General features: G+C 46.2%; 24 protein-coding genes. 12 read left to right on the top strand and 12 right to left on the bottom strand.

Going from position 1 to position 22655, the window contains the following annotated elements:
• Positions 1 to 174 precede the first annotated feature (174 nt).
• The 8 genes from HYR79_06990 to HYR79_06955 all read left to right on the top strand — a co-directional run bounded on the left by HYR79_06990 (position 175) and on the right by HYR79_06955 (position 8239).
• Positions 175 to 348, top strand: coding sequence for a hypothetical protein (locus HYR79_06990; protein MBI1821440.1), 174 nt, complete (start codon positions 175 to 177; stop codon positions 346 to 348).
• Positions 349 to 361: 13 nt separating this feature from the next.
• Positions 362 to 955: an SIS domain-containing protein gene (locus tag HYR79_06985; GenBank protein MBI1821439.1), complete on the top strand. Its 594-nt coding sequence runs from the start codon at positions 362 to 364 to the stop codon at positions 953 to 955.
• An 18-nt stretch (positions 956 to 973) separates the two neighbouring features.
• Positions 974 to 1930 (top strand): hypothetical protein, encoded by a 957-nt coding sequence (locus HYR79_06980; GenBank protein ID MBI1821438.1) that lies wholly within the window; start codon positions 974 to 976, stop codon positions 1928 to 1930.
• Positions 1920 to 2414 (top strand): D-glycero-beta-D-manno-heptose 1-phosphate adenylyltransferase, encoded by a 495-nt coding sequence (gene rfaE2 / locus HYR79_06975; protein ID MBI1821437.1) that lies wholly within the window; start codon positions 1920 to 1922, stop codon positions 2412 to 2414. Before HYR79_06980 ends, rfaE2 begins: the two co-directional genes overlap by 11 nt.
• A 9-nt stretch (positions 2415 to 2423) precedes the next feature.
• Entirely contained in the window at positions 2424 to 5777 is a 3354-nt protein-coding gene (gene mfd / locus HYR79_06970) for a transcription-repair coupling factor (GenBank protein MBI1821436.1), read from the top strand.
• 85 nt (positions 5778 to 5862) lie between these two features.
• Positions 5863 to 6816: a peptidyl-prolyl cis-trans isomerase gene (locus HYR79_06965; protein MBI1821435.1), complete on the top strand. Its 954-nt coding sequence runs from the start codon at positions 5863 to 5865 to the stop codon at positions 6814 to 6816.
• A gap of 8 nt (positions 6817 to 6824) precedes the next feature.
• Positions 6825 to 7799 carry a peptidyl-prolyl cis-trans isomerase gene (locus HYR79_06960; protein ID MBI1821434.1) on the top strand — a complete coding sequence of 325 codons (975 nt, stop codon included), beginning with the start codon at positions 6825 to 6827 and terminating at the stop codon, positions 7797 to 7799.
• Positions 7796 to 8239 (top strand): tetratricopeptide repeat protein, encoded by a 444-nt coding sequence (locus HYR79_06955; protein MBI1821433.1) that lies wholly within the window; start codon positions 7796 to 7798, stop codon positions 8237 to 8239. The genes HYR79_06960 and HYR79_06955 overlap by 4 nt, the downstream gene beginning before the upstream one ends.
• Before the next feature lie 10 nt (positions 8240 to 8249).
• On the opposite strand, the gene HYR79_06950 is transcribed toward HYR79_06955, so the two are convergent.
• Positions 8250 to 8828 (bottom strand): YihA family ribosome biogenesis GTP-binding protein, encoded by a 579-nt coding sequence (locus HYR79_06950; GenBank protein MBI1821432.1) that lies wholly within the window; start codon positions 8826 to 8828, stop codon positions 8250 to 8252.
• 244 nt (positions 8829 to 9072) lie between these two features.
• Between HYR79_06950 and HYR79_06945 the strand changes: the two genes are divergently transcribed.
• Genes HYR79_06945 through HYR79_06935 form a run of 3 tightly spaced genes read left to right on the top strand, consistent with a single transcriptional unit; the run spans position 9073 to position 11763 of the window.
• Complete coding sequence (locus tag HYR79_06945) at positions 9073 to 9783, top strand: tetratricopeptide repeat protein (protein ID MBI1821431.1); 711 nt, start codon at positions 9073 to 9075, stop codon at positions 9781 to 9783.
• Positions 9784 to 9790: 7 nt separating this feature from the next.
• Positions 9791 to 10786, top strand: coding sequence for an ABC transporter ATP-binding protein (locus HYR79_06940; protein MBI1821430.1), 996 nt, complete (start codon positions 9791 to 9793; stop codon positions 10784 to 10786).
• An 11-nt stretch (positions 10787 to 10797) separates the two neighbouring features.
• The gene (locus HYR79_06935) at positions 10798 to 11763 is read left to right on the top strand and encodes a dipeptide ABC transporter ATP-binding protein (GenBank protein ID MBI1821429.1); all 966 of its coding nucleotides are present in this window, start codon (positions 10798 to 10800) and stop codon (positions 11761 to 11763) included.
• A 167-nt stretch (positions 11764 to 11930) separates the two neighbouring features.
• On the opposite strand, the gene HYR79_06930 is transcribed toward HYR79_06935, so the two are convergent.
• From HYR79_06930 to HYR79_06920, 3 genes are all read right to left on the bottom strand, one after another.
• The gene (locus HYR79_06930) at positions 11931 to 12347 is read right to left on the bottom strand and encodes a PIN domain-containing protein (protein MBI1821428.1); all 417 of its coding nucleotides are present in this window, start codon (positions 12345 to 12347) and stop codon (positions 11931 to 11933) included.
• On the bottom strand, positions 12344 to 12541 hold the full coding sequence (locus HYR79_06925) for a hypothetical protein (GenBank protein ID MBI1821427.1): 198 nt from the start codon (positions 12539 to 12541) through the stop codon (positions 12344 to 12346). Before HYR79_06925 ends, HYR79_06930 begins: the two co-directional genes overlap by 4 nt.
• Before the next feature lie 499 nt (positions 12542 to 13040).
• On the bottom strand, positions 13041 to 14984 hold the full coding sequence (locus HYR79_06920) for an ATP-dependent DNA helicase (GenBank protein ID MBI1821426.1): 1944 nt from the start codon (positions 14982 to 14984) through the stop codon (positions 13041 to 13043).
• A gap of 55 nt (positions 14985 to 15039) precedes the next feature.
• Here HYR79_06920 and HYR79_06915 point away from each other — a divergent pair, with 55 nt between their 5' ends.
• Entirely contained in the window at positions 15040 to 15315 is a 276-nt protein-coding gene (locus HYR79_06915) for a hypothetical protein (GenBank protein MBI1821425.1), read from the top strand.
• Here the strand turns inward: HYR79_06915 and HYR79_06910 are convergent.
• From HYR79_06910 to leuC, 8 genes are all read right to left on the bottom strand, one after another.
• The gene (locus HYR79_06910; GenBank protein MBI1821424.1) at positions 15312 to 15911 is read right to left on the bottom strand and encodes an SPOR domain-containing protein; all 600 of its coding nucleotides are present in this window, start codon (positions 15909 to 15911) and stop codon (positions 15312 to 15314) included. The two genes, HYR79_06915 and HYR79_06910, sit on opposite strands and share 4 nt — an antisense overlap.
• A gap of 12 nt (positions 15912 to 15923) precedes the next feature.
• Positions 15924 to 16952: a tRNA preQ1(34) S-adenosylmethionine ribosyltransferase-isomerase QueA gene (queA, locus tag HYR79_06905; GenBank protein MBI1821423.1), complete on the bottom strand. Its 1029-nt coding sequence runs from the start codon at positions 16950 to 16952 to the stop codon at positions 15924 to 15926.
• On the bottom strand, positions 16949 to 17167 hold the full coding sequence (locus HYR79_06900) for a DUF2905 domain-containing protein (protein ID MBI1821422.1): 219 nt from the start codon (positions 17165 to 17167) through the stop codon (positions 16949 to 16951). The genes queA and HYR79_06900 overlap by 4 nt, the downstream gene beginning before the upstream one ends.
• Before the next feature lie 43 nt (positions 17168 to 17210).
• A complete protein-coding gene (nadA, locus tag HYR79_06895; GenBank protein ID MBI1821421.1) occupies positions 17211 to 18128 on the bottom strand; it encodes a quinolinate synthase NadA in 918 nt (305 codons plus the stop codon).
• A 127-nt stretch (positions 18129 to 18255) separates the two neighbouring features.
• Positions 18256 to 19272: an aspartate-semialdehyde dehydrogenase gene (locus HYR79_06890; GenBank protein ID MBI1821420.1), complete on the bottom strand. Its 1017-nt coding sequence runs from the start codon at positions 19270 to 19272 to the stop codon at positions 18256 to 18258.
• Complete coding sequence (gene leuB / locus HYR79_06885; GenBank protein ID MBI1821419.1) at positions 19273 to 20370, bottom strand: 3-isopropylmalate dehydrogenase; 1098 nt, start codon at positions 20368 to 20370, stop codon at positions 19273 to 19275.
• Positions 20371 to 20630: 260 nt separating this feature from the next.
• Positions 20631 to 21218: a 3-isopropylmalate dehydratase small subunit gene (gene leuD / locus HYR79_06880; protein MBI1821418.1), complete on the bottom strand. Its 588-nt coding sequence runs from the start codon at positions 21216 to 21218 to the stop codon at positions 20631 to 20633.
• Between the two features lie 12 nt (positions 21219 to 21230).
• The gene (gene leuC / locus HYR79_06875; GenBank protein MBI1821417.1) at positions 21231 to 22640 is read right to left on the bottom strand and encodes a 3-isopropylmalate dehydratase large subunit; all 1410 of its coding nucleotides are present in this window, start codon (positions 22638 to 22640) and stop codon (positions 21231 to 21233) included.
• Between the last annotated feature and the right edge of the window lie 15 nt (positions 22641 to 22655).

The raw sequence follows: 22655 nt of genomic DNA, 5'->3' as shown, positions 1-22655 counted from the left end.
ATAAATCACGATGGCTCCTTAAACAGTGTGGAATTAAGAAGCTTTTTACCACAAAAACCCTTGAAAATAAAGGGAAATATGAGTTTTCTGATCAATATTTTCATCTGATTCCAGTATGCTGACTTTTTACGAGACCATCATATTTAAAATAGACTTAATTAGAAAGGGGTCTCCATGCCGGAAGAACCAAAAAAGGGGGAGCAACCTCCCAAAAAACCGATATCGCTTTCTATTCCCCTGATTAAAGTGCCGAACGAAGCGGAACTTTTAGAAGAGGAATTGCAGGACATGTTTGATGAGGATAAAGTCACTCATAAACATGGAAATTCAGAGCCCGAGTCAGATTAGAAGCCCTTCTCTTATGGAAATTCTTCATCAAAAAGTCCGCGACCTTTTTGACAACAGTATTGAAACCAAAAAAGATTTTGTCAATGGGTCTGCTGATAAAATCGTTCAGGCCGTTCAGAAAACTGTAGAAGCCTTAAAAAAAGGCCAAAAACTCCTGTTTTTTGGAAACGGTGGAAGCGCCTGTGACGCTTCTCATCTTGCGGCGGAATTCGTAAACCGGTTTAAAATCGAGCGCCCCGGTCTTCCCGCGCTTGCTCTGGCAACCGATATGGCCGTCATCACCAGTATCAGCAATGATTATGATTATTCCGAGATTTTTTCCCGCCAGATTCGAACGCTTGGAGAAGCCGGTGATATTGCTTTTGCGATCAGCACAAGCGGAAATTCTCCCAATGTGATTAAAGGCGTCTTGGCCGCGAAAGAAAAGGGAATTAAAACGATCGGGTTAACCGGAGGGACAGGGGGGAAACTCGCCTCTTTGTCGGACCTGGCGTTTATCGTCCCGTCTGCCAGCACGGCCAGAATCCAGGAGACCCATATCACGCTCGGACATGTCATCTGTGAACTGGTTGATGAATTATTATACGGATCGCTTAAGCAACCCTGAGATCACAGAACCCTCTCAATGAAAAAATTTCCCCCGATTGACTTTAAAAAGGTCAAAACCTACTCTATCCAAAACCGGAAAAGCAAGGTTAAGCTCGATGATGAAGCCGTTCCTCACCGCGCCGGAAATTCGTTTCGGAGCTTTTTAAATCAGCTTCCGCCGATTTTAGCCGCCGGCGATCTGAAAGAAATTATTTCCGCCATCGTTAAGGCCCACCGTGAAGGAAACATCGTCATGGTCGGAATGGGAGCTCACCCCATCAAAGTCGGGTTAAACCCCGTGTTAATAGACCTGATGGAAAAAGGGGTCATTAATTCCCTTTCGATGAACGGCGCGGGAATCATTCATGATTTTGAACTAGCCTTCATCGGGCACACATCAGAAGATGTCGCCGCGGAACTGGGCTCCGGGACTTTTGGAATGGCTGAGGAAACCGGCCGGATATTAAACGAAATGATTTCGGATGGCGTGAAAAAGGGGTACGGAATAGGCGAGGCCATTGGAAATGAGCTTTTATCCGAGAAGTTTCCATACCGCGGCAATAGTCTTCTGGCTGCCGGAGCCAGGCTGGGAATCCCCGTGACGATCCACGTGGCCGTTGGGACAGATATTATTCACATGCATCCTTCGGCCGACGGCGCCTCTATCGGCGAGGGATCTTTAAGGGATTTTCATCGTTTAACATCGGTCGTCAGCCAGCTGGAAGGGGGAGTCTATCTGAATATCGGCTCTTCCGTCATTATGCCCGAGGTCTTTTTAAAGGCATTAACCATTGCCCGGAATCTCAAGCATCAAGTCGACCATTTTACAACCGTTAACATGGATTTTTTACAACATTACCGGCCGGTTACGAATGTCGTCACGCGGCCCACCCTGCAGGGAGGAAAAGGGTACCGCCTCACCGGACACCACGAAATAATGGTTCCTCTCCTTGCTGCCGGCATCATCGAATCTCTGGCTTCCAGTGAATCTTAACCGCAAAATAAAATCCGAAAAAGAATTATCAGAAATCTGCGCTGATCTGAAAAAGCGCGGGAAAACCATTGTTTTTACGAATGGCTGTTTTGACCTTCTTCATCCCGGACATCTTCATTATTTAATCAGGGCAAAACAGCTCGGCGATTTTTTAATGATCGGAATTAACAGCGATGAATCGGTAAAAAAATTAAAGGGGGACAGGCGCCCATTATCGCCGCAACACGACCGCCTGGAAATGCTCGCGGGATTAGAATGTGTGGATTATGCAACGACATTTGACGAACCGGATCCTTACCGGTTGATTTCTCTTCTCAAACCCAATGTTTTAGTCAAAGGAGGCGACTGGGAAATCAAGGGAATTATCGGGAAAGACCTGGTTGAAAAAGAAGGAGGCAAAGTGGTATCGATCCCCTTTACACCCGGCTATTCCACAACCAAACTTATTGAGAAAATCGTCGCACGATGCGGAAAAACAGAGTAGCCTCAATCGATGTCCTCCCTTTTAGCCTCTAATCAAATCCAGCAAATTATTCAGGAAATCGATTCGATTTCTTTAAAAAACCCTGTTCGCATTGAAGGGATCCCGGATGCTTTTAAAGCCTTTTTAATCAGTTGCTTGTTTCAAGAACTCAACCGTTCCGTCTTAATCCTGACACCGACCTCTGAAGAGGCGGAAAAACTCATTAACAACCTTCAATTCTTTTTTACCCTTTCGGGCCTTTCGGAGGAGGTGTATTACTTCCCATCCCTTGAAATCATCCCTTATGAGCAGGTAGAGCCTCCTCCCGGCATTGTTTCTGAAAGAACCCGCGCCCTTCGTCATTTAAGCCAGCTTCCGCCCGAGTCGAAAGCAGTGGTGGTGACCTCGGTGCAAGCTCTCATTTCTCATATCCCCGCGACGGATGAATTTAAAAAAGGGGCGTTAGCGCTCCGGCAATTCGACCAATGTCCGAAAGACCACCTTTTGGAACAGCTGGAGGGGATTGGATTTGAACCCGTTGGCATGGTGGAGAGCCCCGGAGAATTTTCTCACAGGGGGGGTATTTTAGATTTTTGGCCTGTTGATCAAGACCTTCCCTTTCGCCTGGAGTTTGAAGGGGACCTCATTGAATCGTTGAGGAGCTTCAACCCCTTCGATCAAAAATCGGTCGCCTCCCATGAATCGGTTGAAGTCTGGCCAGTTTTAAACAAAAAAAGAGGCGGTCACAAAAAGGAATTAAGCTCGCTTTTTTCTTATTTTAAAGACAAAAGCCTCCTCATTGTGGATGAGCCCCATCAGATGGAAAAAGAGCTCTTTGCTTTTGAAGCCCAGGTTTTTGAATATTACACACAGGCGCTGGAACACCGGACAGCCGTAAAAGCCCCGCAGAACCTGTACCATAGCGCCAGGGGCCTCCTTCAGGAGGCCGGTCAATGGTCTTCTCTTTATCTCAGCGCGCTCCGGTTTGAAACCGCCGGAGCCAAACCAAAAACTCACAAATTTCATTTTGAAATTCAATCTCCAGCTCAACTCGGCCTTGGGCTTCCAGGTCTGTCGTTTCAAAAAATGACCGAACTTCTGGAAGGCATTCGCAAAAATGTTACCGTTTTCCTGGTTTGCCGATCGGAAAACCAGATTTCCCGTCTGATCAATATTTGCACCGAGCATCAAATTCCGGTTTCCCGGTTTAGTCCGCCTCTAAAAACCGCCGGGATTCCAGACGTTCCGGTTTTTCTGGCCACCGGAAGTTTAACCTCGGGATTCCTTTTTAAAAACCTTTCCATTGCTTTTTTAACGGAAGAAGATCTTTTTGGAAAATCTCACCGGGTAAAAACACCCATCAGAAGAAAAAGCAAGTCCTTCTTTTCGTCATTAGAAGATTTAAAAGCCAATGATCTGGCCGTTCATGCCAATCACGGAATCGGAAGGTATTTGGGGCTTAAACACCTTACCATCGACGGGGTCACCAGTGACTTTTTAACAATCGAATATAAAGACCATGATAAAATTTTCGTCCCCCTCGACAGCCTGGACCTGATCTCAAAATATTCCGGACCGGATGGGCACACGCCCCTGTTAGACAAATTAGGCGGGTCAAGCTGGGCCACTCGAAAACAAAAAGTCAAAAAAACCCTCGAATCGATGACAAGGGAAATTCTTGACCTTTACGCCGCCAGAGAGGTTGCCAAAGGCTATTCTTACTCCGAAGAAAACGAGATGAGCCAGGAGTTCGCCGCAACCTTTGAATACGAAGAAACGCCCGATCAACTCCGGGCGATTGATGACGTTATCCGGGATATGGAAAATGAAAAACCTATGGACCGGTTAATCTGCGGAGATGTCGGATACGGGAAAACAGAGGTGGCTATGCGAGCCGCTTTTAAAGCGGTTAAAGACAACAAACAGGTTTGCATTTTAGTGCCAACGACGCTGCTGGCCCAACAACATTTTCAGAATTTCACAAAACGATTTTCCCCTTTTCCGGTAAAAGTAGAAATGATCAGCCGGTTCCGCTCTCCAAAAGAACAAAAAAATATTCTTAAACAGACGACCGAAGGAACGGTGGATATCCTGATCGGCACGCACCGCCTTTTGCAGAAAGACGTACACTTTAAGGATCTGGGGCTTCTGGTCATCGATGAAGAACAACGGTTTGGCGTCATTCATAAGGAAAAAATCAAACAGATTAAAAAATCGATCGACGTCCTAACCCTGACCGCAACCCCCATTCCGAGAACGCTTCAAATGTCATTGATGAATTTGAGGAACATGTCAGTAATTGAAACGGCCCCCGCGGACCGGCTGGCGATTCGAACCGTCATTACCCGTCTGGACCGACGGATTATCCGCGAAGCGATTAAACGGGAGCTCGACCGCCAGGGTCAGGTCTTTTTTGTCCATAACCGCGTCGCGGGCATTGAAAAGATTGGAAATTTCATCGCCGAACTTCTTCCCGATGTTCAAATTGGAATTGCACACGGCCAAATGAATGAACATCAGCTTGAAGAGGTGATGAGCCAATTCATTAAAGGGGAACATCTGATCCTTCTTTCCACCACAATTATTGAGTCAGGTTTGGATATTCCGAGGGCCAACACGATCATCATTAACCGGGCGGACCAATTCGGCCTTTCCGAACTCTATCAGCTCCGGGGGCGGGTGGGACGATCCGGTCAGCAGGCGTATGCCTTCCTGCTGATCGATAACCCATCGGTGTTAACCGACCAGGCGCAGAAGCGGCTGAAAGCGCTCCAGGAGTTCACTGAACTGGGCGCGGGTTTTAAAATTGCCGCACGGGATTTGGAAATTAGAGGCGCCGGCCATTTTTTGGGCACCCAGCAGTCAGGCGAAATTGCATCGATCGGATTTGAACTCTACATCAAGATGCTTGAGAACTGCGTGGCTGAACTAAAAGGAAAGGAAATAGAAGAGGAATTCAATCCCTCCCTTCATCTCGGAATTTCAGCTTTTATTCCAGAAGGTTTTATTCCCGATTCCTACCAAAGGCTTTATTTTTATAAAAAGCTGTCTTCTCTTCAGAAAGAGGAAGATCTAAAGGGATTGGGCGAGGAGTTAAGAGACCGGTTTGGGCCGCTTCCTGAAGAGGTGGTTTTTCTCTTTAAACTCATAGAAATCCGTATCCTGGCCAGGGTGATTAAAGTTAGCCGGATTGATAAAAATTCGAAGGGAATATATTTCACGCTCCATCCTTCCCATGAGGTTTCTGTTGAAACCATAAAAAAACTAACCAAAAACCCTCAAATCCGGTTTATCCCGGAGTTCTCATTTCAGCTCCTCTTGAGGGATGCCGATCTTCATCAAGCCCTGGCCGAAACCAAAAAGGTCCTGCAAATCCTTTTGTAGCTGTAAACGGCGGGGGTTCCCCCTCTACAACCCCTTTCCTTTTGTCTTTCTTTTGTTTTCGTTCCATAGTATATTATTTTTAAAAATGAAGACCCCATGGTTTTTCCCCCTCATCCTGATTCTTTTTATCTTTCTTTTTATCCCCTTAACCTCATGCAAGAAAAAACCGGAGGGTCCTCTATCTCCGATGGTCGCCATTGTCGGGGGAGAACCGATCCTATTATCCGAGCTGGAGCAGGCCCTTACAGAATTTAGCAAAGAAATCCCCTTGCCCCCCAGGGGAGAAGCGCTGGATAACTTGAAAAAAGACCTCTTGGAACAATTGATCCAGACCAAAGTCTTCCTTCAGGAATCCCAAAAAGAAAAAATCACCCTTACAAAAGACGACATGGACGATCTGATCAAAAAAAATAAAGCCGATTATTCCGAACAGGAATTCAGCGAAATGCTAAAATCCAAAGGGCTGACTAACGAAAGATGGATTCAACGCCTTACCGAAAATTATACGATTCAAAAATTGGAGGAGAAAACCACCGGTCATATCGAAGAACCGACGCCGCAGGAAATAAAAGAATATTATGACGCGCATATCGAGGACTACAGATTAAAAGCAGGTGTCAAGATACGCCAAATTCTTCTTCCCAATGAAAAGGAAGCCAACGAAGTCCGTCAGGCCCTTCTCAAAGGAGAAGACTTTGCCAAAATGGCCGCTGAAAAATCGGTGAGCCCGGATAAAGGCCTTGGAGGTGATGTCGGGGTTTTAACCGCAGATCAAATGCCTGAAGGGTTTGAGGTGACCCTGACTCTCCCGATAGGAATCATAAGCCCTGTCATTAAAACTTCCTATGGCTACCATATTTTTAAGGTGGAGGAAAGACGAAAGGAGAGAGTCATTCCCTTAACTGAAGAAAACCCTAAAATTAAAACCCTCCTTTTTCAGGAAAAAAGGGACAAACAATTTGCAAAATGGGCCATCGAATTGCGAAACAGAACCGAAATCAAGATATTTTCTAACATTCTAAAGGCTTCTAATCTATGAAACTCGACTTGAAAAAACCGATTTTGTTCATCTTTTTATTTGGGTTGGTCTGGGCAAATATCATTCCCCGGCAGGCTGAAGCGATCCTTGCAGACCGCATTGCGGCAGTCGTTAACTCAGAACCGATCCTTTTAAGCGAAATTCAGGAAAGACTGCTCCCTGAACAGAAAAAAGACCCTGCCGCCCTGCTGGCCATTCTCAATCAACTCATCGACCAGAATTTACAAATCCAGGCGGCCCGCAAAAGAGGGGTTACCGTTTCGGAGCTTGAAATCCATCAAGCTATTGAAGAAACCCGGGTCCGAAACGGCCTGGCAAACGAGGAAGCCTTTAAGAGGAGTCTTGAGAAAGAAAACCTTACCATCGAAAAAATTTCTGAAGAAATCAAAACGCAGATCCTTCTCAAAAAACTCTTTCAGAGAGAAATATTGCCCGACATTGTCATTAAGGAAGAGGAGATAAAACGTTATTACCAGGGTCATCCCGAGATGTTTAAAATTCCTGAAAAAAGGAAAATTACTCAAATTTTGTTTAAATCTCCCCCTCTGGCGGAGCCCGCTGACAAAGAAGTCATAAAGAAAGAGGCTGATTTTTTGTTTAAAAAACTCCTGGAGGGAGAGAGTATTGAGCAGTTCATCGATGAAAACCGGGAAAGCTCACGAAATTTTACCCTGTCCGAGCTGGGTTCTTTTAAAAAAGGAGAGCTTTTGGCGGCCCTCGACCAGGTGGCATTCAGCCTGGAACCAGGAAGATGGAGCAAACCCATTGAAACAGAATCGGGATATCACCTGTTAAAGGTGGATCAAAATCCTTCCGTTTTAAGACCTTTTGAAGAGGTTTCTCAGGAGATTAAAGAAAGACTTTTTCAGGAAAGAAGTGAAACAGCCATGGGTGAATGGATGGCCATTTTAAGAAAAAGTGCTACAATAGATATGCCTCTGTTGAAAGATAAGGCTTTTAATAATCCGGGAAACCTTCGATGAAAAAATTTTATTTTTCATATATTTTGATCCTGACCGGAATGATTCTTACTCTATATTCCCTTCAGGCCCTTTCTCAGGAGCAAACCACTTCTCAACCCTTAACGCCAGAAACAGAAAAATCTGTTCCAGCTCAAACAGATGATCCTCAAACGGATTTGAACGAACCCGAAGGCCCAATGCAGACATCCGATGAACCGCTGTTTGACCAAAAAGAAGCTTTAATTCATTTTAAAAAAGGTGTCGAGTGGTATCAAAAACGAAACTATAAAGATGCCGTTTCAGAACTTGAAAAGGCCATTGGAATCAATCCTGACTACAAAGAGGCCTATTATCTCCTGGGGTACGCCTACTATAAAGAAGGGAAAATGGAGCCTTCGCGAAATGCCTTTAACCAGGCCTATGATTTAGATAACCGTTATTCCCCTCTTCCGCCTAAATAACGCCTACGGCCTATTCCTTGAGCAATTTTATCAGCTCCTTCCAGATCGGCTCTTTTCCTTCATCCGTCAAACTTGAAAAAGGAATCAACTCCTCAACCTGAAACGCCTCTCTAATCTGTGAGAGTGATTTTGCTTTTTGAGAAGAAGACAATTTATCCGCTTTAGTGGCTACCATGAAACAGGGAACTTGATAAGATTCCAGCCATTTTTTCATCAGTAAATCATCCGGCACCGGATCCCTTCGAATATCCACCAGCAAAACCACCCCCCTTAAATTTTCACTTTCAGAAAGATAGGTTTCAATCATCTTTTTCCATTGACCTTTAACCGATTCAGGAACCTTTGCGAAACCATACCCCGGCAAATCGACAAAGAAAAATTCCTCGTTAATCCGGAAAAAGTTAATCGTCTGGGTTTTGCCCGGCGTTGAACTGACTTTTACAAGAGAATGGCGGTTGAGCAGGCGGTTCATGAGGGTCGATTTGCCGACATTTGACCTGCCAACAAAAGCAATGGCAGGAATCTCCGGCTTTGGATAAAACCTGGGAGCGACGCAACTTTTTACGAATTCAGCTGTTTTTATTTTCATTTAAACCCCTGGTTGGTTTGACAGTGTATCATTTTTATAGTAAATTGACTATCCAGTAATGAAATGGGCTTGCGTCGCCCCCTCCGACAAAGCTTGCTCGCAAGCGGTTCTACAGCGAAGCTAAAGTTTTTAAAAACTTATGCCCGCTGTGAAAACGCTTCCAGAGCGAGCTTGGATGCTCCGCGCCCGCCTTGCCCGCAGGGTATTAGAAGAGGGTCATCCTTTCTGTGGAATAGAGTTTAAAATGAGATTTGATTTTGAAGATATTTTAAAAGAAGCCAGCCACCTGTACGAAGAAAAAAAATTCGCAGAAGCCGAGCCGCTCTTTCTTTCTTTGTTGAGGGAAGACGTTAAAGGGTACGCCGATATTCATAACAAACTTGGCCTGATTGCCCACCAACAGGGAAATTTGAAAAACGCCGCCGAATTTTTTGAAAAAGCGCTTCAGATCAATCCCAAATATACAGAATGTTCCCTTAATCTTGCGATCACCTATAACGATATGGGCCAGTTTGACGAAGCAAAGGAGGTCTTTAACAAAGCCCTCCATATTGTTCAGAACTCCCCGCAGACGCTTGATCCCTTCATCCAGGGAAAACTGGCCAGCGAACATAAACGCCTGGGGGAACAGTATCGGGAACTCGGGCTTTTTGATCAGGCTCTGGAAGAATTCCAGAAAGCCCTCTTCCATCGGCCAAATTTAATCGATGTGATTACTCAGATCGGAGTAACCCTCCGGGAAAAGGGACGACTGGACGAATCCATCCGGGTCCTCATGAGAGCAAAGGAGATTAATCCCAAATTTATTCCTGCTTTTATTCAACTTGGGCTTACCTACTATATCAAAGGGTTTTCCAACCTCGCACGGGTTGAGTGGGAGGAGGCCCAATCCATTGATCCGGACAGAAAAGAAGCGGGTGTTTACCTGGCCCTGGCCAAAAAGGATGAAGTCTGATCTATAGATGACCACGCCTCCGAATTCTTTCCCCATCCTCCAAATTAAAAACTTAAAAACCTACTTCTATACCCGGCAGGGGATTGTAAAAGCCGTTGACGACATTTCTTTTAATGTTGAAAAAGGAAAGGTTCTCGGTCTCGTAGGAGAATCCGGCTCTGGAAAAAGCATGACGTCTCTCTCGGTGTTACGACTGGTTCCACCTCCCGGAAAAATCATTTCCGGCGAAATTTTATTTGAAAACCAGTCCCTGCTGGCCCTGAGCAACGAAGAAATGAGGAAGCGGAGAGGAAAAGAAATTTCAATGATCTTTCAGGAACCGATGACCTCCCTGAATCCTGTTTTTACCGTCGGAGAGCAGGTTGCCGAAATGGTGCGGCTCCATTTAAAAATGAATCGAAAAGAAGCGAAAGAAAAAACCATCGAGCTGTTTAAATGGGTCGGTATTTCCTCCGAGGACAAGCGATACCATGAATACCCTCATCAATTGAGCGGCGGAATGCGTCAAAGAGTCATGATCGCCATGGCGATTTCCTGCAACCCCAAAATCATTTTTGCCGACGAACCGACAACCGCTCTTGACGTCACCATTCAGGCCCAGATCCTGAATCTTCTCCAGCATTTGAAAGAAAAACTCAACATGTCCCTCGTCCTGATTTCTCACGACCTTGGCATCATCGCGGAGACGGCCGACGAAGTCGCCGTCATGTATGCAGGAAAAATTGTCGAGTATGTGAAAACCCAAACGTTGTTTGCCAATCCGCTCCACCCTTATACACAAGGTCTCCTTGAATCTCTTCCAAAATTTGATCAAAATGGCAGAGGGAAAACGAGGCTTAAAGCAATTTCCGGGGTCGTTCCCAAGCTGTCGGAGCTGCCCCCGGGATGTGCGTTCGAACCGCGTTGTCCCTATGCTATGGAGATCTGTAAAACAGACCCTCCGAAACTCGAAGAAAAAGAGGACGGACATTGGGGAAGCTGCTGGCTGGAGAAAAAAACTTGACGGAAACGATCATGCCGCTTCTTTCGGTATCTCATTTAAAAAAATACTTCCCGGTCAAAGGAAGTTTTTTTTCTTCAGAAAAAAAAGTCGTCCATGCCGTCGACGATGTTAGTTTCGATTTGTTCCCGGGGGAAGTACTGGGGCTTGTAGGAGAAAGCGGAAGCGGAAAATCAACAACCGGCCGATTGATTTTAAGACTCATTGAACCCACCTCCGGAAGCGTCTTTTACAACGGTGAAGATATTTTAAAGATCGATTCGAAACGGATGCGGGCGCTTCGAAGAGAAATACAGATCATCTTTCAGGACCCCTTTTCTTCCTTAAACCCCAGAATGACCATAGGGAAAATTCTTGAAGAGCCCTTTATCATTCACAAAATAGGCGATAAAAAAGAACGAAAAGAAAAAGTCCTTCGTTTACTTGAAAAAATCGGTTTGCATCCAGACGCCATTAAACGGTATCCCCACGAATTTTCAGGGGGACAACGGCAAAGGATTGGAATCGCCCGGGCGATTGCGCTATCTCCAAAACTCATTATAGCAGATGAACCGATCTCCTCTCTGGATGTGTCGATTCAGGCTCAAATTATCAATTTATTGGAAGATTTACAAAAAGAATTCAACCTCTCTCTTCTTTTTATCGCCCATGATTTAAACATGGTCCGCCATCTTAGCGACAGGGTCGCGGTCATGTACCTCGGGCGGATCGTCGAGCTGGCAAAAACGGAGGAACTTTTTAAAAATCCTAAACACCCTTATACCGAGGCGTTGCTTTCCGCCATTCCGATTCCAGACCCCACCCGACGTCAGGAAAAGATTCTTCTTTCAGGGGATATTCCCAGCCCTATCGACCTTCCGACCGGCTGCCGTTTTCAATCCCGCTGTCCGAAAAAAATCAAAGAATGTGAAACCATTGACCCGCCCCTTTACCCTGCCGGCGACGATCATGAGGCCGCCTGCATTCTGGTCAAGAATTAAAAATCGGCCTTCGTATTTCTTAAGATCCCAAATCCTTTAATTGATTTTAGATCAATGCTCGATAACAGGTTTTGTGGTCAGTCTTAATATTATTTCTTGTAATTCCAGGCATCCATTCTGATCTATTTTGGAACCCTCTGTTTAATGAACAAAACCGGTTGGGATAATCATTCTATTGGAAGAAACTTGAAGTCAAATACATCTTGAATCAATTTAAAGTCTTTTTCATTTCTGGTAATAAGTACAGCGCCGATGTCACGGACTGATACTGCAATGAGGATATCAGCAAGCAACCCCTTAATCCGAAGTGGATCTACTTTCTTGGATTTCCGAAGTTTTATCATCACGTCTCCGCAAATATACCATTGCCTCTCTGTTACCGTAATAACAGTGAAGTTGTGGTAGATTTGCTCGATCAGCCGGCGCTCTTTTGGGTCATATGCACCAGAAATTAACTCCATCAGTACCACAGAGCTGAAAGCAATGTGATAATGCCTTGTCAAGTTAAGAAACGAATCCTGAACCGTTCCTTTTCTAAAGTGGTCAATAAGGAATGAAGTATCTGGAACCGCTTTTTGCTTCATTTAATTCCCTCAAATGTATACTTACCTGATGTCCGCTCGATAAGCTTTCTCATTTTTTCCTGGTAAATCACCTCAGCAAGAGCAGACTCAATGGTCTCTGTCTCAGTCTTGGCGCCAAGGATTTTCTGGGCATTTTTGATCATTGTCTGACTCAGTCTGAAATGCTTTGCTATTTTTTTTGTCGCTGTTTCCATGAACACCTCCTTTATTATCTGTATATACATTTTACTAACTTATGGCTACAAGTCAAGAAAGATTTGTTTAAAATATGAAAGGCTAGAACCAACCACGATTATGGGTCGAGGAATCAAGCGTTTTAAAACACTATAAAAATAAGAAAGGGAAGTCTGAAAATACGCATTAAGATTTAACGATTTCCATTTATAGTAGAGTATCGGACCAGATAGGCCAAGCCTGTGAATTTCAGGAAGTTATGCTTTTTCCGGAAGTAGGAAACCCAACTGTTATTACATTCCCTTCGCCCTTTACAAACAGTTTTAAAAACCGCTTTCCGGTAAATAAATAAAACCGAAATTGGGATCACGTGCTACACTTATAATATAAATCTAAATTTGGTTTCAAGAAGTGAAAGGTCTGACCAAACTCGCCTAATGCGCACAAAGGGCACCTTTATTTGTTGGTTAAGAGGCAAACATAATCGTCGTTCATTGACAGAGCTCCGGACCATTTCTACTAAGAACTAAAAAATTCTTTAATGTCTTGACGGTTGGAGGTAACCCGGCAGGGGGGAAGAGAGGCGAGAAACTGTTTTCCGTAAGATTTCTGCCGGATTCGGGGATCCAGGATCGAAAGGAGACCCCGGTCTTCTGAACTTCGGATCAACCGGCCCAGTCCCTGTTTTAACAAAATAATGGCGGAAGGGACCTGATATTCCAGGAAAGAATTCAAGTTTTGTTTTTTTAACTCGTTCATTTTCGCTTCGGCAACCGGGTCGGAGGGAGAGACAAAGGGAAGCTTGTCGATGATGACGCAGGAAAGCGCTTCTCCCTGGACATCGACCCCCTGCCAGAAGCTCTGGGTCGCAAACAGGACAGACGAGACCTCTTTTTTAAAAGTCTGTAAAAGCTCCATTTTGGGCCCCTCCCCCTGCTTCAATAGCAAGAACCTCACCTTATCCCGGCAATAGCCATAAAAATAGTCCTTATTTTTATGGCTCGTGCAGAGGATAAACGCCCTCCCTGAAGTCAGTTTAAGAATCTGAACAATCTCTTCAGCCGCCGCTTTTAAAAAGAAATCGGTCGAAGGATCCGGAAGCGGGGGCGGCAAATAAATCAGCCCGTTTGACGCATAATCAAAAGGCGAATGAAATTGATATTCTTCCTGCGGCGCCATTCCCGTTCTTTTTTTGACATACTCAAACCGGTTATCGACCGTCAGGGTGGCAGATGTAAAGATCATCGCTCCTGTCTGGTTAAAAAGGGATTGTTGAAGGTAGTCGGAGACCTGTAAAGGGGTGGCATGTAAAACCAGGTGCATTCCACCTTCGCCGGTTCGAAACTCACCCCAATAAATGAAAGAGGGATCCTTCTGTTTCAAAAAAAACTCGCCATCCGTTTTTAACTGGGCCGCCCGGTCGGCAATTTTATAACACCCCTCTGTTTTTTCCGGAAGGGTTGAAAATGAGGCGTTGAGCCATTGGAGCGTGTTTAAAAAAGAGGCGGCCCTCTCCCCTGCCGGAGAGCCTGGCTGAAAAGGATTCAGACGGAACCGGTTTTCATGAGAACGGCTCTCCACGAAAAGAGTAAAAAAAGCCTCAGACCGCTTGTACAATTGGTCAAGGTTCTCCCAGATCTGTGTTTCTTTTGATTTGAGAGCTTTGAGTTCCCTTTTCGCATCCGCAATGAATTCTAGAAAGTGAAACCGGGCGAGGGCTTTCCCAAAATAGTCGGACGCGATTTCTTCAATGAGATGGGCTTCATCAAAAATAACGGCATCATATTCAGGAAGAACCTGTCCATAGGAGTTTTCTTTCAACGCCAGGTCCGCAAAGAATAGATGGTGATTGACAATGATGAGTTGCGCTTCTTCCATCTCCCTTTTCATCCGGGTCATGAAACAGGCGTCATAATAGGAACAATTTTTCCCATGACATTGGTTTCCGGTGACGGAAATCTCCTTCCAGATTGCGGAACCTTCCGGAAGACCCGCTATTTCCGCCCTGTCTCCTCTTTCCGTTTGATCTGCCCACCCTGTAATTTTGTCAATGTAGGGCATCTCATCCTGGTTCAACAAAAGGGGATTGACCGCAAAATCAGCATACCGGTATTTGCATAAATAGTTTTCCTTTCCTTTCATTAAAACGGCCGAAAATGCCTTCGGCATTATTTCCTTTAAAATCGGAAGGTCTTTAAAATAAATCTGATCCTGTAAATGCTTTGTCCCTGTCGATAAGACAATTTTTTTTCCGCTCAGAAGCGCCGGGATCAAGTAAGCAAATGTTTTTCCAGTGCCCGTGCCGGCTTCAATCATGACCTGGTACCCGCCCTCCAGGGCTTCTTTGACCCTCCTGGCCATCTCTATTTGGGAAAAACGTTCCTCGTAGGAAGGAAACTTTTTTGAAAGAGGCCCCCCTTTACAAAAGAAAGTATCGATGATATTTTGAGTTTTAGACGGCAATGGCTGGCTCTAGAACGACTTTGACAGGTTTAGAAAATTTGGTATCTTTATAGTTATGGAAGTCAATGGCAAAAGTCTTGAAGCAATTGCGAAAGACATCGCGGATGGGTTTTTCGTCTTAAATCCGCTCACCGTTAAACTGCTGGAAGCCCAGCACTACAAACCTTTTCATGCCGCGCTTCGAAAAATCATGAACTTCATCCGGGCGGAAGGTTTTCCTTCCCACGACGTCAATGCAATCCGGAAAAGAAACAGCCGGCTACAACGGGTTCATTCCGCGATTTCCGTTCTCGAAAACCTTTCCAAAGAAAAAAAAATAAAACTTCTTTAACGTGACCTGGTCATGACGTTTTCCCGCGCCAGAATCACTTCCGCCTCTCCCTGACGCTTCAATTGTTCGAGAACCTTCTCTGCCGCCTTTCGGGTCACATAATGACCCACTCTAATTCGGTAATAAATCCCTCTTTGAGGGATTTCAGCGGAAATGACATAGGACGGGAATCCTTTTTTTACAAGCTTTTCACTCAAAAGAAGAGCCTTCTGATAATCTTTCATCGATCCCACCTGCAAAGTAAAGCGAGGTGAAACTGGATTTTCAGCGAAACCGGATGTCTGGCCTCCGGAAGGCGCCGGGCGGGAGGCAGAGGGAGGGATTAATCCGACAATTTGTTCTTTTTTGTTTTCCGTTTCATTCTTATCTTTCAGGTTTTTATAAAACGTTAAATCAGGCTCTGGATTTTTTTTTGTCACCGGAATTTGAACGTCTGGTTTTTTCGGCTCTTTCGGAGCGGAGGTTGTTGCCCGCCAGGCGAGGAATGCCCCCGCCAGCAGCCCGAACAATAAGATGATCATGGCGGAAGCTCGAGCAAAATTAATTTTTGAGCCATGTTTCTCGGACGGCTCTTTAAGATTATCCAGGTCTCTCATTATTGCGTCCTCCTAGAGGATAAACATCGCATCCCCATAACTGTAAAACCGGTAATTTTCTTTTAATGCCGTTTCATACGCCTGTAAAACGAGCTCTCTCCCGGCAAAGGCAGACACTAGCATGAGAAGGGTGGTTCTGGGAAGGTGAAAGTTTGTAATCAATCCGTCAACGGCCTTAAAGAGATACCCCGGAAAAATAAAAAATTCCGTGTACCCTCTCCCGCTCACAATTTCACCCTTTTGAGTGGAAATCGTCTCGAGAGTGCGGGTGGTGGTTGTCCCCACGGCAATGACTTTCCGGTTTTCAGCCTTTGCCGACCGGAGCTTTTTTGCCGATTCCTCTGATACCGAATAGAATTCATTCTCCATTTTATGTTGTTCTATTTCTTCGCAATGGACCGGTTTAAACGTCCCCAGCCCGACATGAAGGGTAAGGGTGACGATTTCAACCCCTTTCCTCCCGAGTTTGTCCAACAAGGATGGGGTGAAATGAAGTCCGGCCGTCGGAGCGGCTACCGATCCGTAAGCTTTCGCGTAAACCGTCTGATAATTTTCACGATCTTCTGTCTGCAGACCGTTTTCCCGCCGGATATAAGGAGGAAGCGGAACCTCCCCATGCTTTAAAAAATGGTTTTTAACACTGGTTTCTTCTTCCTTAAACTCTATCAGGGCCTTTCCCTCTCCTAAATCTTCGATAAAACGCCCTTCTAATCCTCCTTTTAAATGAACCTTATGGAACTTTCTGAATTTTCCCCTGGACAAGGCTTCCCATTGAAAAGAAGACCTCGGATGAAGGAGGAATATCTCTGTTCTGGCTCCGGTCTCTCTGTGACCGGTCAATCGCGCCGGAAAAACTTTGGTATCATTAAGGACGAGAACCTGGCCGGGTTCAAGAAGCTCGGCCAAATTCGAAAAATGACGATGAGCCATCTCTCCGGTCGCGCGATTTAGCACAAGAAGACGCGCCTGGTCTCTGACGGGAGGAGGATATTGAGCAATCGTATGATTTTGAATCGGATAATCAAAATCGGAGAGTTTCATCTTTTTCCAAAGAACCAGAAAACCAGGGTTAAGATTAAACTGATTAAAATGGAGGTTGTCAGCGGAAAATAAAATTTAAAATCTTTTTTTTCAACGTAAATATCGCCCGGAAGCTTTCCCAGCCAGCCAATTTTATCGGGAAACTTCTCTGCAAAGAGAAAAATAACGCCAACTCCCGCCAACACGAATCCTAAAACAATTAAACTTCTTGCCATTGCTTATCTCCTGGGCTGGCACGTAAATAAGGGAAAGGGAATTTTATGCCGTAATTTGAAGCATTCTCTCAACGGCTTTTTTTGCCTTTCTTTGAATCTCAGCCGGAATAACCACCTCATTTGCCATATCTTCCAGGACCCACAAAATTTTCTCAAGGGTATTCATCTTCATATTGGCGCAATTGCACCATTTACAGGCCGGGACAAACGTTTTCTCCGGGCTTTCTTTTTTCAAACGATGAAGAATTCCAGGCTCTGTCGCAACAATAATGGTCGATGCCGCCGATTCTTTTGAAACCCGGCATATCCCGCTGGTACTGAGAACCTGATCCGCCTCCCGGATAATGTCGGCAGGGGACTCGGGATGGACAAGAACAGGAGCATCGCAATAAGTTTCTTGCGCTTTCTGAAGCTCTTCGGCCATCATTCTGACGTGGCTGGGACAATAACCGTCATAAACAATCATTTTCCTTCCCGTCTGTTCTTCCACAAATTCAGCCAGGTGCTTATCGGGAATAAAAATGATCTCTTTTTCCGGAGGAACGGAGTTAACCACGTTAACGGCATTTGAAGAGGTACAGCAAATATCGCTTTCGGCCTTTACTTCCGCCGAGGTGTTGACATAGCAGACCACCACGGCGCCCGGGTGCGCGGCTTTCAGGGCCCTTAACTGATCCGCCGTGATCATATCGGCCATCGGACAGCCCGCGTGAAGATCGGGCATCAAGACTTTTTTACCGGGACAGAGGATGGCCGCGGTTTCAGCCATAAAATGGACCCCGCAAAAAACAATCACCTCCGCGGCCGTTTTGGACGCCTTTAAAGAAAGTTCGAGAGAATCCCCGATAAAATCGGCCACATCCTGAACTTCGGGGATTTGATAATTATGGGAAAGAATAATCGCATTTCTTTCTTTTTTTAACTTTTTTATTCTTTCAATTAATTCTGTTTCAACTTCCATTTCATTTTTTCCTATTTTAAGCCCGGGCGGCCGTTCTCTTTTTAAAATCAGGAAAAGGAGCCGGAAAGGGGTCGTGGAAACAACGGAGAAGGGCTGTCCCTCGAAGGGGATACCCCGGATGAGACGGTCAGAATTTAATGAGTTCCTCGGCAATTTGAACGGCATTGAGCGCCGCGCCTTTGCGAATATTATCCGATACAATCCAGAGGTTTAAGCCTGAGGGAACCGAAAAATCTTCTCTGATTCTTCCGACATAGACCTCATCTTTTCCGGCATGTTCAGAGGGAAGAGGATAAATTTTTCTTTTGGGATCATCGAAGACGATCACTCCAGGAGAAACCGCTAGAACGGCTCTTGCTTCATTGGCGCTTAGTTTCTTTTCTGTTTCAATATTGACCGATTCGGAATGGCACCGGAAGACCGGGACCCTGACGGTGGTCGCCGTCACCCGGATCGAGTTATCCCCCATGATCTTATGGGTTTCATTAACCATTTTCATCTCTTCTTTGGTATAGGCGTTATCCAGAAAATCGTCGATCTGCGGGAGACAGTTAAAGGCAATCTGGTGGGGAAATTCTTTAACCTCCACCTCTTTAAAAGATAAGAGGGAGCGGGTCTGTTCCATCAGCTCATCCACCGCTTTTTTACCTTTTCCAGAAACAGACTGAAAGGTCGTGACGACAATCCGGGTAATCCGCGCCGCCTGATGGAGGGGGTAAAGCGCCACCACCATCTGAATGGTCGAGCAGTTCGGGTTGGCAATGATCCCTTTATGGGTAAACGCTGCTTTTATATTTACTTCGGGCACCACCAGAGGAACATCTTTTTCCATTCGAAAGGCGCTGCTGTTATCAATCACAACTGTTCCCGCCTTAGCGGCAATGGGACCATATTTCAGGCTCGTTTGGGAGCCCGCGGAAAAAAGGGCAATATCGATCCCATCAAAAGAAGAGGGCTCTAAAAGCTTGACCTTCACGGCCTTGCCTCTAAACTGAACGACTCTCCCTGCGGAATTCGGAGAAGCAAACGGATGGAGTGTCTCGACCGGGAAGTCCCTTTCTTCCAGAATCTCCATCATCTCGTTTCCCACGACCCCCGTCGCTCCCACGACTGCAACCTGATATGCCGGTTTTTTCTTAAGCATTTAGCTTCCTTTAATCTCCATGGAAATTAAGTCTCCCATCTCCCCCGTGGTGACGATTTTTTCAGCTCCCGCATTCAAGGCGATATCAGATGTCCGGAAACCTCTGTCCAAAACATTTTTCACGGCCGTCTCAACGGTCAAGGAAGCCTTCTCCGATTGACAGGCATATTTTAGAAGCATCCCAAAAGAAAGGATCTGCGCGATGGGATTCGCAATCCCTTTCCCCGCAATATCAGGAGCTGAACCTCCGGAAGGCTCAAAGAGCCCAAAACTCCCTTCACTTAAAGAAGCAGAGGGAAGCATGCCGAGAGAACCGGTCAACATTGCCGCCTCATCGCTTAAGATATCTCCAAACATATTGTCGGCTAAAATAACATCAAACTGCCTGGGATTCTTTACGAGCTGCATAGCCGCATTGTCGACGTACATATGGCTTAAAGTCACATCGGGATAGAGTTTTCCAACCCGGGTAACAACCTCTCTCCAGAGGACCATGGTGGTTAAGACATTAGCTTTATCAATTGAGGTGACTTTTTTTGACCTCTTTCGCGCTGCCTGGAAGGCCACATGAGCAATCCGTTCAATTTCCGGAGTCGTATAGACCAGTGTATCAAATCCTCTTTCCCCCTGTTCTATTTTTTCCCGGCCTTTGGGCTGTCCAAAATAAATCCCTCCGGTTAATTCCCGCACAATCAAAATATTAAAACCTTCCCCAACAATATCGGAACGAAGCACCGATGATTTCGCCAGGGCCGGGAAGACGATCGCAGGCCGCAAATTGGCAAATAAACCAAAGATTTTTCGGAGGGGAAGAAGAGCGCCTCGCTCAGGCTGTTCCTGCGGGGGAAGATTTTCCCATTTTGGACCGCCAACGGACCCGAATAAGATAGCATCCGATTCTTTGCAGATCTGAACCGTTCGATCGGGGAGCGCTTTTCCTTCCCGATCGATTCCCGCACCCCCGACATTGGCTTCGGTCCGTTTAAACTTAATGTCGAATTTTTCTTCAATTCGATCCATGACTTTTAATGCCTCTGTCATGACCTCCGGACCGATCCCATCGCCAGGTAAAATGGCTATTTTAAATTCCTTCTTCAAAAACAATCTCCAATAAAATAAGTAAATTCAATAAGTTAGGAATTTAATTTGAAAATATTAGACTCTAAATTGTTAGTATACCTAACCCATTGCTTACAATCAAGCTTCAAGCGATTCCCAAGACCAGCGATAGAAAGTTGTCATTGCGAGCGAAGCGAAGCAATCTCGCCATCGTGAACCGAGATCGCCACGCACCCTGCGGGCGCTCGCGATGACAGGCAAAACAAGGAGTTACAAATCCTATCGCTGTTCTTGGGCGATTAAGCCTGTCTGGCTTCGTATTCCTTTATCTTTCCCTCGTATTGGAGGGTCAGTCCGATATCATCCAGGCCGTTGAGGAGGCAATGGCGGCGATAGTCATCCACCTCGATGGAAAAGACCAGGCCGTCCTCAGAGGTGATCTTCTTTTCCTGAAGGTCCACCGTCAACCGATAACCCGGCGTCTTCCGAACATGCTGAAAAAGCGTCTCGGTTTTCTCTTCGCTCAACCGGACGGGAAGAATCCCGTTCTTAAAACAATTATTGTAAAAAATATCGGCAAACGAAGGGGCAATAATACATCGAAAACCGTAATCGAGAAGCGCCCACGGGGCATGCTCCCGGGAAGAGCCGCACCCAAAATTGGCGCGGGTCACCAAAATCGCGGCGCCCTGATAACGCGGGGCATTCAGTTCAAAATCCGGATTTAAACGATGGTCTTTGTCTAACCGCCAGTCAAAAAAAAGGAACTGACCGAACCCGGTCCGCTCAATCCGCTTAAGAAACTGCTTGGGAATAATCTGGTCGGTATCGACGTTATTCAGATCAAGGGAAGCCACAATTCCGTTTAGTTTTGTAAAAGGTTCCATCATCTTTACTCCTTATTCCCCATTTAAATGATATTGTCTGATATCCACAAAATGGCCTTCAATCGCGGCGGCGGCCGCCATCAAAGGACTGACGAGGTGGGTACGGCCCCCTTTACCCTGACGCCCTTCAAAATTACGATTGGATGTGGACGCACACCGTTCTCCCGGTTTTAAGGTATCCGGATTCATCCCCAGACACATCGAACAACCCGATTCCCGCCAGTCAAAACCGGCTTCTTTGAAGGTTTTATGCAATCCTTCCTCTTCCGCTTTTTGCTTCACATGCTGAGATCCCGGGACAATCATGGCGTAAACCGAAGAAGCGACCCGGCGGCCTTTCACAAAACCGGCCACCCTGCGAAGGTCTTCGATCCTCCCGTTGGTGCAGGACCCGATGAAAACCCGGCTGACCGGAATATCCGCAATAGGCGTTTCGGCCTTGAGCCCCATATACTCCAGGGCCCGCTCGGCCGACTTCCGGGCGTTTGGATCAGAAAAGGCAGAAGGGTTGGGAACACGGTCGGCGACAGACGCCACCTGGCCCGGGTTCGTTCCCCAGGTCACCTGCGGCGTTAATGCCGCAGCATCGATCTTTAACGTCCGGTCATAGTGAGCGCCCGGATCACCGGTTAATTTCTTCCAGCCGGCAACCGCTTTTTCAAAGTCTCCGGGAACATAGGGACGTCCTTTGAGATAGGTATAGGTTTTTTCATCCGGCGCGATCATCCCCGCGCGGGCGCCCCCTTCAATCGACATGTTGCAAACGGTCATCCGCTCTTCCATCGAGAGGTCCCGGATCGTCTCTCCTCCATACTCGATCACGTAGCCGGCACCCCCTTCCGTTCCAATATGACCGATGATCGAAAGGATCATATCTTTTGCCTCGACCCCGTAAGGACGCTTTCCATTCACCTCTATTAAAAAGGTTTGAGGCCGGTCCTGCCAGAGACATTGCGTCGCCAGAACATGCTCCACTTCGCTGGTTCCGATCCCGAAAGCAAGCGCGCCAAAGGCGCCATGGGTGGAAGTATGACTGTCGCCGCAGACAATCGTCATTCCGGGAAGGGTCAAACCAAGTTCAGGACCGATGACATGGACGATCCCCTGATCAGGGTGATTGAGATCAAAAAGCGTCACCTCGAACTCCTTACAGTTTTTTGACAGGGTCTCTATTTGAACAGCGGAAACCGGGTCTTCAATCGGAAGCGACCTGTCGGTCGTGGGAACATTATGGTCCATCGTCGCAAAGGTCAAATCCGGCCGCCTGACCTTACGGCCCGCCAGCCGCAATCCTTCAAACGCCTGCGGCGACGTCACTTCATGCACCAGATGCCGGTCGATATAAACAAGGGACGGCTTCCCGGCCTCCTCATGAACAATATGGTTTTCCCAGATTTTCTCAAACATTGTTTTTGGCTTCATACCTTATTCCATTCT

The organism is Nitrospirota bacterium, assembly GCA_016178585.1.
Classification (GTDB): Bacteria; Nitrospirota; Nitrospiria; order JACQBW01; family JACQBW01; genus JACOTA01.
Note: the sequence above shows the minus strand (reverse complement) of the source record. Positions and strands in the feature narration are given on the sequence as shown.

What these genes read in the sequence shown, in the direction of transcription:
- HYR79_06990 (MBI1821440.1), top strand. Translation starts at nt 175, where the DNA reads ATGCCGGAAGAACCAAAAAAGGGGGAGCAACCTCCCAAAAAACCGATA.
- HYR79_06985 (MBI1821439.1), top strand. Translation starts at nt 362, where the DNA reads ATGGAAATTCTTCATCAAAAAGTCCGCGACCTTTTTGACAACAGTATT.
- HYR79_06980 (MBI1821438.1), top strand. Translation starts at nt 974, where the DNA reads ATGAAAAAATTTCCCCCGATTGACTTTAAAAAGGTCAAAACCTACTCT.
- mfd (MBI1821436.1), top strand. Translation starts at nt 2,424, where the DNA reads ATGTCCTCCCTTTTAGCCTCTAATCAAATCCAGCAAATTATTCAGGAA.
- HYR79_06965 (MBI1821435.1), top strand. Translation starts at nt 5,863, where the DNA reads ATGAAGACCCCATGGTTTTTCCCCCTCATCCTGATTCTTTTTATCTTT.
- HYR79_06955 (MBI1821433.1), top strand. Translation starts at nt 7,796, where the DNA reads ATGAAAAAATTTTATTTTTCATATATTTTGATCCTGACCGGAATGATT.
- HYR79_06950 (MBI1821432.1), bottom strand. Translation starts at nt 8,828, where the DNA reads ATGAAAATAAAAACAGCTGAATTCGTAAAAAGTTGCGTCGCTCCCAGG.
- HYR79_06945 (MBI1821431.1), top strand. Translation starts at nt 9,073, where the DNA reads ATGAGATTTGATTTTGAAGATATTTTAAAAGAAGCCAGCCACCTGTAC.
- HYR79_06940 (MBI1821430.1), top strand. Translation starts at nt 9,791, where the DNA reads ATGACCACGCCTCCGAATTCTTTCCCCATCCTCCAAATTAAAAACTTA.
- HYR79_06935 (MBI1821429.1), top strand. Translation starts at nt 10,798, where the DNA reads ATGCCGCTTCTTTCGGTATCTCATTTAAAAAAATACTTCCCGGTCAAA.
- HYR79_06930 (MBI1821428.1), bottom strand. Translation starts at nt 12,347, where the DNA reads ATGAAGCAAAAAGCGGTTCCAGATACTTCATTCCTTATTGACCACTTT.
- HYR79_06925 (MBI1821427.1), bottom strand. Translation starts at nt 12,541, where the DNA reads ATGGAAACAGCGACAAAAAAAATAGCAAAGCATTTCAGACTGAGTCAG.
- HYR79_06915 (MBI1821425.1), top strand. Translation starts at nt 15,040, where the DNA reads ATGGAAGTCAATGGCAAAAGTCTTGAAGCAATTGCGAAAGACATCGCG.
- HYR79_06910 (MBI1821424.1), bottom strand. Translation starts at nt 15,911, where the DNA reads ATGAGAGACCTGGATAATCTTAAAGAGCCGTCCGAGAAACATGGCTCA.
- queA (MBI1821423.1), bottom strand. Translation starts at nt 16,952, where the DNA reads ATGAAACTCTCCGATTTTGATTATCCGATTCAAAATCATACGATTGCT.
- HYR79_06900 (MBI1821422.1), bottom strand. Translation starts at nt 17,167, where the DNA reads ATGGCAAGAAGTTTAATTGTTTTAGGATTCGTGTTGGCGGGAGTTGGC.
- nadA (MBI1821421.1), bottom strand. Translation starts at nt 18,128, where the DNA reads ATGGAAGTTGAAACAGAATTAATTGAAAGAATAAAAAAGTTAAAAAAA.
- HYR79_06890 (MBI1821420.1), bottom strand. Translation starts at nt 19,272, where the DNA reads ATGCTTAAGAAAAAACCGGCATATCAGGTTGCAGTCGTGGGAGCGACG.
- leuD (MBI1821418.1), bottom strand. Translation starts at nt 21,218, where the DNA reads ATGGAACCTTTTACAAAACTAAACGGAATTGTGGCTTCCCTTGATCTG.
- leuC (MBI1821417.1), bottom strand. Translation starts at nt 22,640, where the DNA reads ATGAAGCCAAAAACAATGTTTGAGAAAATCTGGGAAAACCATATTGTT.